General features: G+C 46.9%; 11 protein-coding genes and 1 tRNA gene. All 12 read left to right on the plus strand.

Annotated elements, in window-relative coordinates; genetic code table 11:
- The first annotated feature begins 119 nt into the window (after positions 1-119).
- A tRNA-Arg gene (locus DIJ65_RS09810) sits at positions 120-191 on the plus strand.
- A gap of 498 nt (positions 192-689) precedes the next feature.
- Positions 690-920 (plus strand): glutaredoxin family protein, encoded by a 231-nt coding sequence (locus DIJ65_RS09815; protein WP_117301818.1) that lies wholly within the window; start codon positions 690-692, stop codon positions 918-920.
- Positions 921-1,028: 108 nt separating this feature from the next.
- Positions 1,029-2,072 carry a sugar-binding transcriptional regulator gene (locus tag DIJ65_RS09820; protein ID WP_117301817.1) on the plus strand — a complete coding sequence of 348 codons (1,044 nt, stop codon included), beginning with the start codon at positions 1,029-1,031 and terminating at the stop codon, positions 2,070-2,072.
- A gap of 1 nt (position 2,073) precedes the next feature.
- The gene (gene gap, locus DIJ65_RS09825) at positions 2,074-3,081 is read left to right on the plus strand and encodes a type I glyceraldehyde-3-phosphate dehydrogenase (protein WP_117301815.1); all 1,008 of its coding nucleotides are present in this window, start codon (positions 2,074-2,076) and stop codon (positions 3,079-3,081) included.
- Between the two features lie 111 nt (positions 3,082-3,192).
- Positions 3,193-4,380, plus strand: a complete 1,188-nt coding sequence (locus tag DIJ65_RS09830) for a phosphoglycerate kinase (RefSeq protein WP_117301814.1) — start codon at positions 3,193-3,195, stop codon at positions 4,378-4,380.
- A gap of 45 nt (positions 4,381-4,425) precedes the next feature.
- Entirely contained in the window at positions 4,426-5,187 is a 762-nt protein-coding gene (gene tpiA / locus DIJ65_RS09835) for a triose-phosphate isomerase (protein ID WP_117301812.1), read from the plus strand.
- Positions 5,180-6,712 carry a 2,3-bisphosphoglycerate-independent phosphoglycerate mutase gene (gene gpmI / locus DIJ65_RS09840; RefSeq protein WP_117301811.1) on the plus strand — a complete coding sequence of 511 codons (1,533 nt, stop codon included), beginning with the start codon at positions 5,180-5,182 and terminating at the stop codon, positions 6,710-6,712. Before tpiA ends, gpmI begins: the two co-directional genes overlap by 8 nt.
- A gap of 15 nt (positions 6,713-6,727) precedes the next feature.
- Positions 6,728-8,023 (plus strand): phosphopyruvate hydratase, encoded by a 1,296-nt coding sequence (gene eno, locus DIJ65_RS09845; protein WP_117301809.1) that lies wholly within the window; start codon positions 6,728-6,730, stop codon positions 8,021-8,023.
- Positions 8,024-8,126: 103 nt separating this feature from the next.
- A complete protein-coding gene (gene secG / locus DIJ65_RS09850) occupies positions 8,127-8,354 on the plus strand; it encodes a preprotein translocase subunit SecG (protein ID WP_008429540.1) in 228 nt (75 codons plus the stop codon).
- A gap of 485 nt (positions 8,355-8,839) precedes the next feature.
- Positions 8,840-9,586, plus strand: coding sequence for an alpha/beta hydrolase (locus DIJ65_RS09855; protein ID WP_117301807.1), 747 nt, complete (start codon positions 8,840-8,842; stop codon positions 9,584-9,586).
- A gap of 23 nt (positions 9,587-9,609) precedes the next feature.
- Positions 9,610-11,931: a ribonuclease R gene (rnr, locus tag DIJ65_RS09860; RefSeq protein WP_117301806.1), complete on the plus strand. Its 2,322-nt coding sequence runs from the start codon at positions 9,610-9,612 to the stop codon at positions 11,929-11,931.
- Between the two features lie 52 nt (positions 11,932-11,983).
- Positions 11,984-12,448 carry an SsrA-binding protein SmpB gene (smpB, locus tag DIJ65_RS09865; RefSeq protein ID WP_117301804.1) on the plus strand — a complete coding sequence of 155 codons (465 nt, stop codon included), beginning with the start codon at positions 11,984-11,986 and terminating at the stop codon, positions 12,446-12,448.
- The last annotated feature ends 19 nt before the right edge of the window (positions 12,449-12,467 follow it).

A 12,467-nucleotide genomic window follows, 5' to 3' on the forward strand; every position in this document is an offset into this window, starting at 1 on the left:
TCAGCTGTAGTATTATCATACACATCATGGTCAATGAAGGTCAAATGTAACGAATTAAAAATTCAACTTGATATACACCGTTATATTTTGTATACTTGTAAAGTCGCTGAGATAGAAACGCCCTCGTAGTGTAATGGATAACACCCAAGATTCCGATTCTTGTAATGGGGGTTCGATCCCCTCCGAGGGCATAATGACTCAACCCGCTTTGCCATTTATGGCGGAGCGGGTTTTCTTTTTTACGATAATATCATTTAGCTCAATAATAGAATCTATTATTGAAAAGTGTTTATCCCTCGCTTCGGCGCTTTGGACAGTGCAAAGATTATGCTCCTGCGCACTGCTCGTCGCAAAGGATGCGCCATCTTCGTATGGCGAACCTTGCCTCCCGCAATAAGCCGAGAAGAGCACTCATCTTTGCTCCGTCGGCATTCGCCTGCTCCGGAGCCGCGCCGGCGCTAGAGAGATCTCTAGAGATATGGAGCAAAACAGCGAAGACGCCATGGGGAGCAGGCGCATGCCGACGAAGCTAGCGCAGCGATGCAGGAGCACAAATATCTAATCGTGCTCCTGCAGTGCTGCGCACTTCGTCGCAAAGGCATCATCCTCGCAGGCGTCGGCTAATGCCTTCGAAGCTGTTTTGCGGAATATCGCTGATTAAAGTAATCCAATAAGAAAGAAGGCCAACCATGCTGACACTTTACACCCGACCGAATTGCCCGCTTTGCGAAGAGGCGAAACTGATGCTGAATCTCGTACAGGAAGACTTTCCGCTTGATTATAAAGAAGTTAATATAGAAGAAGATGATCGGGTGCATGAGAAATACATGCTGATGATTCCGGTTTTGGAGCAGGAAGGCAAGATACTTTTATACGGTAATATCGGTTATGCCGATATTTTGGAAGCGTTGAATTTCTGACGCTTCTTTTTTATTGCATTAATACTGAATATTGGGTAGAATGAATTTAGTGGGACAGAAAAATAATTAGTGGGATATATTTTGTCCGACTGGAAACGGAGTGAATGTATGGATGCACTATCTTCAGCACAGAACAAACTGTTGCCGGAAATGTCCGAACTCCTGAAAAAACGTTACCAGATCCTGCAGTCTATAAACCAGGAACAACCGATTGGCCGGAGGACATTAAGTGAATTTTCCGGAATGACGGAACGCGATATCCGAAAAGAGACGGACCTTTTGCGTGACCAGCGATTAATCGAGATGAAAACTGCCGGCATGGTGATCACCAGCCAGGGGGAAGAAGTGCTTGATTCATTAAAATCCTTTATGCATAAACTGACGGGTATAGCTGATCTCGCGGAAAGGCTTAAAGAGCGACTGGGAATTTCGGATGTGATCGTTGTTCCTCTGGATTCTGATAAAGCAGTCTCTGTAAAAAATCAGATCGGGAAAGAAGCTGCAAGGCTTCTTGAGTCTTATTTTACGGATCAACCGAAGGTCGCAGTGACCGGAGGGAGCACAATGGCTGCTATTGCCAAAGAACTCAAAAGTGAAAAACCCTATCCAGCATTGAAGTTTATTGCTGCACGGGGCGGCCTCGGGGAAGATGTTCTGCACCAGGCGAATACAATTGCCTCGGCTTTTGCAGAAAAAACCGGCGGCGCATTCAAGACGCTTTATCTTCCGGACCATTTAAGTGAAGAAGCTTATACCATGATGATGAAAGAACCGCTCATCAGGGAAATGATGGATTTATATGAACAAACCGATTTGGTGGTGCACGGAATCGGCAATGCAAAAGAAATGGCGGTTCGGCGACAGTCAACAACCGAGGAAGTTGCACAGATCAATGAAGGCGGAGCTGTTGGCGAAGCCTTCGGATATTATTTCGATGCAGACGGCAATGTAGTTTACCGCATTCGTTCTGCGGGAATCCAATTGGAACAAGTACAAAAAGCTCCGGCCATCATCGCAGTTGCCGGTGGACAATCGAAAGCGATGGCGATTCTTTCCTATTTCAAAAATGCCCCCCAGCGGACGGTGCTTGTCACTGACGAAGGGGCAGCAAGAGAAATACTCGAACTTACAGAAAACTTAGGAGGAAATTAATATGACTTTAAAATTAGCGATTAACGGCTTTGGCCGTATTGGCCGTATTGTATACCGAGAATCATTGACAAACCCGGAAGTGGAAGTAGTTGCAGTAAACGATTTGACGGATGCGGCTATGCTTGCGCATCTATTGAAATACGACTCCATCCACGGAATTCTGGATGCTGAAGTTTCTTCTGAAGGCGACAATATTATTGTTGACGGCAAGTCAATCCGTGTATTCTCTGAAAAAGACCCTTCTAATCTTCCATGGGGAGAACTGGGCGTAGACATCGTGATCGAATCCACAGGATTGTTCACAGATACTCCTTCTGCTACGAAACACATTGAAGCCGGAGCGAAAAAAGTAATCGTTTCAGCGCCAGGTAAAAACGGCATGAAGACATTGGTTATGGGTGTTAACCATGACACATACAACCCGGAAGAGCATGACGTAGTATCAAACGCATCTTGTACAACAAACGGCCTTGCAGGAATTTCCAAAGTATTGAATGATAAATTCGGCATCAAGCATGCAATGATGACAACTATTCATTCATATACAAATGACCAAATTCTTTTGGATTCTCCGCATAAAGATTACCGTCGTGCGCGTGCAGCTGCAGAATCCATGATTCCGACTACGACTGGTGCGGCTAAAGCCGTAACGAAAGTATTGCCGGAGCTGGAAGGCAGACTTGACGGAATGGCAATCCGCGTTCCAACATCAAACGTTTCGCTTATCGATCTGGTTGCTGAATTGGAAACTGAAGCATCTGTTGAAGATGTGAATGCTGCACTGAAAGCTGCTACTGAAAATGAATTGAAAGGTTACCTGGAATACAGTGACCTTCCATTAGTTTCCAAAGACTATAACGGCAATACTGCATCGTCAACTGTTGATGGATTGTCGACAATGGCACTTGGAGGAAACATGGTTAAAGTACTGGCTTGGTATGATAACGAATCCGGTTACTCAGGCCGTTGCATCGACTTGGCTCTGCACATGCACAGCAAGGGGCTTTAATCCCAAAATCATAGCTTAATTACCAATGAACCTCTATAATAAAAGAGGGTAAAAGGGGTGGGGAATTTACCCCGCCCCTTATTTTTTTGAATACAAATAGGAGGTATTTTCATGCTGCAGAAAATGACCATGAAAGATTTGGATTTGAAAGGGAAGCGCGTATTTTGCCGAGTCGATTTCAACGTACCGATGAAAAACGGTGAAGTAACGGATGATACACGGATCCGTGCAGCTGTTCCGACTATTGAATATTTGATCGGCAACGGAGCAAAAGTGATATTGGCCAGCCATTTGGGGCGCCCAAAAGGTGAGGTCAATGAAGAAATGAGGCTTGCTGCGGCAGGAGCCCGTTTAAGCGAATTGCTACATAAAGATGTAAAAAGCCTGGAGGAATCCATCGGCGAAAAGGTTGAAAACGAAATAAACCAAATGCAGGAAAGCGACATCCTTCTGCTGGAAAATGTCCGCTTCCACGCCGGAGAAGAAAAGAATGATGAAAAACTGGCAAAAGCTTTTGCGGACCTTGCAGATGTATTTGTCAATGATGCCTTTGGAGCGGCGCATCGTGCACATGCTTCTACAGCAGGCATTGCAAAATATCTTCCATCTGTTTCCGGGCTTCTTCTGGAGAAGGAACTGGAGGTTTTAGGATCAGCACTGTCAGAACCCAAACGGCCATTTACAGCCATTATCGGCGGAGCCAAGGTGAAGGACAAAATCGGCGTTATCGATCATCTGCTCGACAAAGTGGACAATCTGTTGATCGGCGGTGGCTTGTCCTATACTTTCATCAAGGCACAGGGCCATGAAATCGGCAACTCACTGGTAGAGGAAGATAAATTAGAATTGGCGAGAACCTTTCTCAGAAAAGCAGAAGAAAAAGGCGTGAAATTCTATCTTCCGGTGGATGCAACTGTTGCCAGCGAGTTTTCAAAAGATGCTGAGACCAAACACGTGAAAATCGAAGAAATCCCTTCGGACTGGATGGGACTGGATATCGGACCTGAAACAGCCGATTTATATGAAGACGTTATCAAAAATTCGGCATTGGTCATTTGGAATGGGCCGATGGGCGTTTTTGAAATGGAGCCATTCGCGAATGGAACACGTTCAGTTGCTCAGGCCATGGCTGTCACAGAGGCCTATACGATCATCGGCGGCGGAGATTCCGCTGCCGCTGTAGAAAAGTTCGAAGTGGCAGATAAAATGGACCATATATCAACCGGCGGCGGAGCTTCGCTGGAATTCATGGAAGGCAAGGAATTGCCGGGTGTGAGCGCATTGACCGATAAAAAATAAAAACTGTCTGCCAACTGGGACCATTATTAGAAAGGGAGTGTCTTTTTGAGAAAACCGATTATTGCAGGAAACTGGAAAATGTATAAGAATGCTTCAGAAGCAACATCCTTTGTGGAGGAAGTGAAAACAGCTTTGCCGTCAGCTGAAAAAGTGGATGCTGTTATTTGTGCACCTGCCTTATTCCTTCAGTCATTAGTGAAAACTGCTGAAAACACCGACCTGAGAATTGGCGCACAAACGATGCACGAGGAAAAAGAAGGAGCTTTTACAGGGGAAATCAGTCCCACTCAATTAAAAGATCTGGGCGTTGAATATGTTATCATCGGCCATTCCGAACGCCGCCAATATTTCAATGAAACGGATCAGTCTGCAAATAAAAAAGTAGTATCTGCATTTGGAAATGGTCTGGTACCTATATTATGTGTAGGAGAAACTCTCGAACAGCGTGAAAACGGGGAAACAGGCAGCGTTGTGGAAGCACAAGTGGAAAAAGGGGTTGCGCAGTTATCTGCCGATCAGGCGGCCGGGCTTGTCATTGCCTATGAGCCTATCTGGGCAATCGGAACAGGAAAGACCGCAACAGCAGATGATGCCAATGAAGTTTGCGGCCTCATCAGAAAGAAAATTTCATCATTATTTAATTCGGAAACTGCAGATGCGATCCGTATCCAATACGGCGGGAGTGTTAAGCCGGCGAATATTGAAGAACTTATGAATATGGAGCATATTGACGGTGCTTTGGTGGGAGGAGCAAGCCTCGAAGCAGAGTCGTTCCTTAAATTATTGGAGGCTGGTGCAAATGCATAACACAGAACATCCTGTGGCTTTGATCATTCTGGACGGCTTCGGCTGCCGGAAGGAAACTTTCGGCAATGCTGTTGCCCAGGCGAATAAACCGAATTTTGATAAATTCTGGAACAGTTATCCCCATGAATTGCTGACTGCATCCGGTGAAGCGGTCGGCCTGCCAGAGGGCCAAATGGGGAATTCAGAGGTCGGCCATTTAAATATCGGTGCAGGGCGAGTTGTCTACCAGAACCTCACCCGGATCAACAAAGCAATTCGGGACGGCGACTTTTTTCAGAACCCCGCTTTTCTTGAAGCTATTGCCAAAGCCAAAGCGAATGGTTCAGATCTGCATTTGATGGGCTTATTATCGGATGGCGGCGTTCATAGCCATTATGAACATTTGTTTGCATTATTGGAATTGGCAAAACAGCACGGACTGAATCAAGTATACGTCCATGGCTTTTTGGATGGCCGGGACGTCGGACCGCAAACTGCGCTGCAATATATAGAAAAAACGGAAGAGAAAATGGCGGAAATCGGCATCGGCAAATTTGCGTCGATCAGCGGCCGTTATTACGCCATGGACCGCGACAAACGCTGGGACCGGGCGGAAAGTGCATATCGCGTATTAGTGGACGGAATTGGATTAAATGCCTCTACTGCAAGTGAAGGAGTCATCGAGTCTTATGATCAGGGCGTGATGGATGAATTCGTGGTGCCGTTTTATATAGAAGAAAATGGGGAGCCGGTTGCAACGATTAAGTCCGAAGACTCTCTGATTTTTTTCAATTTCCGGCCGGACCGGGCCATCCAACTGACATCGGCCCTATTGACCACAGGGTTCCAAAGTTTTCCATTAAGTGCGAACCATCCATTCAATCTCACTTTCGTATCGTTCACTATTTATAGTGATGTATTGCCGACACGGATCGCCTTCGAGACCGTGAACCTTGAAAATACAGTCGGAAAAGTGATTTCGGCCAATGGATTGACGCAATTACGAATAGCGGAAACCGAAAAATATCCTCATGTCACTTTCTTTATGAGCGGTGGTAGGGAAAGCGTTTTTCCAGGAGAAGAACGGATTCTTGTCGATTCGCCGAAAGTCGCAACGTATGACCTTCAACCGGAAATGAGTGCCTATGAAGTCACGGATAGACTGATTGAACAGATTGAAGCGGAAGCTCATGATGCAATTATCCTCAATTTCGCGAACCCTGATATGGTTGGGCACAGTGGATTGCTGGAGCCTACGATTCGGGCAATTGAAACGGTGGATGAGTGTTTGGGCAGAATTGTCGATGCCTTGCACGCAAAGGGCGGTACAGCCATCATAACTGCCGATCACGGAAATTCGGACGAAGTGCTGACGACAGAGGGTCTTCCAATGACGGCACATACGACTAACCAAGTTCCGGTTATCGTCACCCAATCCGGTGTACAACTGCGGCCGGGAGGCGTTCTCGCCGATTTGGCGCCGACTTTATTGAAGTTACTGAACATCGAACAACCGGCTGAAATGACCGGAAAATCACTATTTTAAAGGGAGCTGTTTTAATTGCCAATCATTACAGATATTTTAGCACGCGAAGTTCTTGACTCACGGGGAAATCCAACTGTCGAAGTGGAAGTATTTACTGAAAGCGGAGCTTTTGGCCGCGCAATCGTTCCATCCGGTGCCTCAACGGGCGAACACGAAGCAGTGGAACTCCGTGACGGCGACAAAAACCGTTATATGGGCAAAGGTGTATTGAAAGCCGTTGATTTCGTAAACAATGAAATCGCTGAAGAGCTCGAAGAAAACTACTCCGTTTTGGACCAGGTTTCAATCGATCAGGCACTGATTGAGCTTGACGGTACCGAAAACAAAGGCCGCCTCGGCGCAAATGCGATTCTTGGGGTTTCGATGGCAGTAGCTCATGCAGCTGCAGATTACTTGGACCTCCCGCTTTATCAATACCTGGGTGGATTCAACGCCAAGCAATTACCGGTCCCAATGATGAATATCCTGAACGGCGGTGAACATGCCGACAACAACGTGGATATCCAGGAATTCATGATAATGCCGGTGGGAGCAGAAACGTTCCGCCATGCGCTGCGTATGGGAACTGAGATTTTCCACAGCCTGAAAACAGTATTGAAAGAAAAAGGTTACAATACATCTGTTGGAGATGAAGGCGGGTTTGCACCGAACCTCGGTTCAAACGAAGAGGCGCTTGAGACCATCATGATTGCCATCGAGAAAGCCGGCTACAAAGCAGGAGAAGATATACTGCTCGCAATGGATGTGGCGGCTTCTGAAATTTACGATAAAGAAAAAGGGGTTTACACGCTCGCTGGTGACAACACAGTCAAAACGTCTGCCGAGATGGTCGACTGGTACGAAGAGCTTGCCAATAAATACCCGATCGTTTCGATTGAAGACGGATTGGATGAAAATGACTGGGACGGCTTTAAATTATTGACGGAGCGTCTTGGCGACCGCGTTCAATTGGTTGGAGATGATTTGTTCGTTACCAACACGAAAAAATTGGCGCAGGGAATCGAGCAGGGCATCGGCAATTCAATCCTGATCAAAGTGAACCAGATCGGCACATTGACTGAAACGTTCGATGCCATCGAAATGGCGAAGCGCGCAGGCTATACAGCCGTAATCAGCCACCGTTCAGGTGAATCGGAAGACGTAACAATTGCGGACATCGCAGTTGCAACGAACGCCGGCCAGATCAAAACGGGTGCACCATCACGGACAGACCGCGTTGCAAAATACAACCAGTTGCTGCGCATCGAGGACCAATTGCACGACACGGCTAAATACCTCGGCGTGAAAACTTTCTACAACCTGAATAAATAGAAAAAAAGAGGCAATGCCTCTTTTTTCTATTGCTATTGTCACAGGTCGCAATTTTTGGTAAACTTATTCTTGTTGTGAAGGTTTTATTCAGGAGGTGGAATTTATGCATACGTTGTTAATGACTTTACTCGTCATCGTATCGCTCGCATTAATCGTTGTCGTATTATTACAATCAGGGAAAAGTGCTGGTCTTTCAGGAGCCATCTCCGGTGGAGCTGAGCAACTTTTCGGCAAGCAAAAAGCTCGGGGACTTGATCTTGTCCTTCATCGTGTAACGATTGTACTTGCTGCCTTATTCTTTATTTTGGCTATCGCCGTAACGAAAGTATAAAGTGGATGATTAAATCGCCTGACCAATACACTGGTTGGGCGTTTTCTTTTATAGTGGTAATTTAGAAGTTGTTGGAAACCGATATTTCGCATAACAGCTTGCTTGCCGCGGGCTTGCGCTGAGCTAACTCGGTCTCGTTTCACTTCGCCCGAGTGGATCTCAGCACTGCGCTGGTTCCGCAGGCGTCTGCGCTGTTATGCTTCATATCTAAGCAAAGTTTTAATTGAAAAAATTCAAAACTTGAATAAACCATTTAAAATTACTGATTGTAGTGGAAGGTGGCGAAGGGCAAAGAGGTGCTCCTGCATCGCTATGCTGCTTCGTCGCAAACGATTTGCGCAAGCGCAAACCGTTTCCTGCGGGAATAGAGTGAGTCCTGAGACCCCACAAGGAGCGAATGCGACTGAGGAGGCTCAGGCCACTCCCGCGGAAAGCGTCCACCTGGAACGGAAATCATAGTGATATTAATTTATGGAGGGATTTGCATGAGAGTTTCACCACCAAAGCCATTTTTCTTCAAGGCGGGACCGCGAGCGGTTCTGTTGCTGCATGGGTTTACCGGCAACTCCGCTGATGTGCGGATGCTGGGGCGCTTTCTGGAGAAGAAGGGCTACACTTCACTCGCACCGCATTTGGAAGGCCACGGCGTCGATCCAGAACAGCTGGTTGAAAGCGGACCGGAGGGCTGGTGGCGAGATGTAGAACAGGCTTATCAGAAGCTGAAAGATGAAGGGTATACGGAAATCGCAATCGGCGGATTATCGCTCGGCGGCGTATTATCTTTGAAAGCAGGGTATACATTTCCTGTGAAGGGCGTCGTGACGATGTGTTCGCCGATGATCATGAAATCGACCGATCTGTTGTTCGAAGGTGTCATTCATTATGCCCGCAATTATAAAAAGCTTGAAGGAAAAGAAGACGATGTTATAGAAGAAGAAATAAAGGACCTTCGGGAACATGGCATGCCGTCACTCTCAGACCTGCGTGAATTGGTGCAGGACGTACGGGAGCATGCGGATCATGTGTATGCCCCGACATTCGTCGTGCAGGGTTCTCTGGATAATGTCATCGATACGAATTCCGCGAATATTATTTATGATACTGTGGAATCGTTTGATAAAAGGATTAAATGGTACGAAAAATCAGGGCATGTAATCACCCTTGATAAAGAAAAAGAACAATTGCATGAAGATGTATTGGAATTTCTCGAATCGCTCGATTGGAGCGTGTGAGATTGCCAGAAGGAGGAATTGAAATGAGTAATAATGAGATATCGTTGGATCAGCGCTTACTGTCGTTTATGAGGGAAGATGCATACAAACCTTTGACGGTTCAGGAAATCGAAGAACAATTCGGTTTTGAAGATGCTGATGAATTTAAAGAATTGGTGAAGACTTTAGTTAAATTGGAAGAAAAAGGATTGCTGGTGCGTTCGCGTGCCAACCGCTACGGAGTGCCGGAGCGTATGAACCTGATGAGCGGCAAGTTTATCGGCCATCCGCGCGGTTTTGGATTTGTGGCATACGATGAACCGGGACATGATGATATCTTCATCCCTCCGACGGAAGTGAACGGCGCCATTAATGGAGATAAAGTAATGGTGAGGATTGCAGAATCATCCGGCGGCGACCGCCGTGAAGGTGCTATCATCCGTATTCTCGAACGCGGTACGACACAGGTTGTCGGCACGTTCCAGGACAACCGCGGCTTTGGCTTTGTCGTTTCCGATGATAAAAAGATGAACATGGATATTTTTATTGCCAAAGATGATACGCTCGGCGCGATTGACGGCCATAAAGTGGTAGTGGAAATTACCGGATGGCCGGAGGGCCGCAAGTCGGCAACCGGTATGGTCAAGCAGATTCTGGGGCATAAAAACGACCCAGGCGTCGATATTCTGTCGATCATCCATAAATACGGCATTGAAATCGAATTTCCGCAGACCGTGCTTGATGAAGCAAATGCGGTTCCGGAAGAAATTGAAGCGAAGGATCTGGATAACAGAAGGGATCTCCGCGAGGAACAGATTGTTACCATTGATGGAGCGGATGCAAAAGATCTGGACGATGCTGTTCAGGTGTTGAAACTGGAAGACGGCACCTATAAACTCGGCGTCCACATTGCAGATGTTAGCCATTATGTTACGGAAGGATCGGAAATGGACCGGGAAGCGTACGACCGTGCGACAAGCGTTTATTTGACGGACCGCGTTATTCCGATGATTCCACACCGTCTGTCGAACGGGATCTGTTCTTTGAATCCACAGGTAGATCGTTTGACGCTATCCTGTGAAATGATTTTCAACGACCAGGGGGAAGTCATCTCGCATGAAATTTTCCAGAGCGTGATACGGACTTCCGCCCGTATGACTTATACAGACGTGTATGAAATTTTGGAACAGGACAATCAGGCACTGAAAGAGCAATACAGTGAACTTGTACCCATGTTCGAATTGATGAAGGACCTTGCAGATATTCTGCGCAATAAACGCATGCGCCGCGGCGCCATTGACTTTGATTTCAAGGAATCGAAAGTCCTGGTGGATGAAGAGGGAACTCCCACAGATGTGGTCGTCCGGGAACGGACAGTTTCTGAGCGGCTGATCGAGGAATTCATGCTGGCGGCCAACGAGACTATTGCTGAACATTTCCATCACATGGAAGTGCCGGCGCTTTATCGCATACACGAAGATCCGAAACCGGAAAAACTGCAGCGATTCTTTGAATTCGTCACAAATTTTGGTATCGTGGTGAAAGGAACCGGCAGCCAGGTTCATCCGCGGGCATTGCAGGAAATCGTGGAATCGGTGGCCGGCAAACCGGAAGAGCCGGTTGTTTCAACAATGATGCTGCGCTCCATGCAGCAGGCGAAATATTCTTCTGAAAGCCTGGGGCATTTCGGGCTGTCGACTGAATTCTATACCCACTTCACGTCACCGATACGTCGTTATCCAGATTTGATTATCCACCGGTTAATCCGCACGTATCTGATTGAAAAAGATCTTTCCGAAGCGACGTTGAGACATTGGGACGCCAACATGGACGATATTGCAACCCACACATCTGAACGCGAAAGACGTGCAGTGGAAGCGGAACGCGACACGGATGCATTGAAGAAAACGCAATTCATGGCAGATAAGATCGGCGAAGAATTTACAGGAATCATCTCTTCGGTCACTAATTTCGGTTTGTTTGTGGAATTGCCGAACACGATTGAAGGCCTTGTCCATGTTTCCAACATGACCGATGATTTCTACCGTTTCGACGACCGCCAGATGATGATGATCGGCGAACGCAGCAACCGCCAGTTCCGTATCGGCGACGAAGTGGAAATCAAAGTCATCGGTGTGAAACCGGAAGAATCGGCAATTGATTTTGAAATAGTCGGCATGACGCAGAATGTGCGCCGTACCCGTAAAGACGCACCAAAAGTCATCAGCGCTGCAAAAAAAGACAGCGGCGGCAAAGTGGGACGCGACGGCAAAAAGAAAGACGGCGGCGGACCAACACGCAAAGGGAAGAATCCAAAGAAGAAGTTTTATGAAGGCGCTGCTAAGAAAACAAAGCGCAAAAAGTAATGAGCAGGGGGCGGCTCCGGCCGCTCCTTTCAACTAATATGAGGTGGAATAGATGGCAAAAGGATCAGGCAAGGTAATTGCCCAGAACAAAAAAGCCGGTTTTGATTACTTTATTGAAGAAACAATGGAAGCAGGCATTGTGCTTCAGGGCACAGAAATTAAATCTGCCCGGAACGGCAAAGTGCAATTGAAAGATGCATTCGTCCGCATCCGAAACGGTGAAGCATGGATTTCCAACATGCATATCAGCCCTTATGACCAAGGAAATATCTTTAATCACGATCCAACACGTTCACGCAAATTGCTGCTGCATAAAAAGCAGATCCGGGAGCTCGAGTCTCACACAAAAGAACAGGGAGTTACGATTGTTCCGTTGAAGATGTACTTGAAGGATGGTTTCGCCAAAGTGCTGATCGGTGTCGGTAAAGGGAAGAAGAACTACGATAAGCGCGAAGATCTGAAGAGAAAAGACGCCAAGCGGGAAATTGACCGTGCGATGAAAGAACGCAGTCGTTAAGCTTGAAGTCTGACCATCT

It is taken from the genome of Planococcus salinarum (genome assembly GCF_007004625.1).
GTDB classification, from domain to species: domain Bacteria; phylum Bacillota; class Bacilli; order Bacillales_A; family Planococcaceae; genus Planococcus; species Planococcus salinarum.

Excerpts from the sequence above, each read along its gene's own strand:
- DIJ65_RS09855 (WP_117301807.1), top strand. The coding sequence starts at position 8,840 with ATGAGAGTTTCACCACCAAAGCCATTTTTCTTCAAGGCGGGACCGCGA.
- DIJ65_RS09815 (WP_117301818.1), top strand. The coding sequence starts at position 690 with ATGCTGACACTTTACACCCGACCGAATTGCCCGCTTTGCGAAGAGGCG.
- rnr (WP_117301806.1), top strand. The coding sequence starts at position 9,610 with ATGAGTAATAATGAGATATCGTTGGATCAGCGCTTACTGTCGTTTATG.
- smpB (WP_117301804.1), top strand. The coding sequence starts at position 11,984 with ATGGCAAAAGGATCAGGCAAGGTAATTGCCCAGAACAAAAAAGCCGGT.
- secG (WP_008429540.1), top strand. The coding sequence starts at position 8,127 with ATGCATACGTTGTTAATGACTTTACTCGTCATCGTATCGCTCGCATTA.
- gpmI (WP_117301811.1), top strand. The coding sequence starts at position 5,180 with ATGCATAACACAGAACATCCTGTGGCTTTGATCATTCTGGACGGCTTC.
- gap (WP_117301815.1), top strand. The coding sequence starts at position 2,074 with ATGACTTTAAAATTAGCGATTAACGGCTTTGGCCGTATTGGCCGTATT.
- DIJ65_RS09830 (WP_117301814.1), top strand. The coding sequence starts at position 3,193 with ATGCTGCAGAAAATGACCATGAAAGATTTGGATTTGAAAGGGAAGCGC.
- DIJ65_RS09820 (WP_117301817.1), top strand. The coding sequence starts at position 1,029 with ATGGATGCACTATCTTCAGCACAGAACAAACTGTTGCCGGAAATGTCC.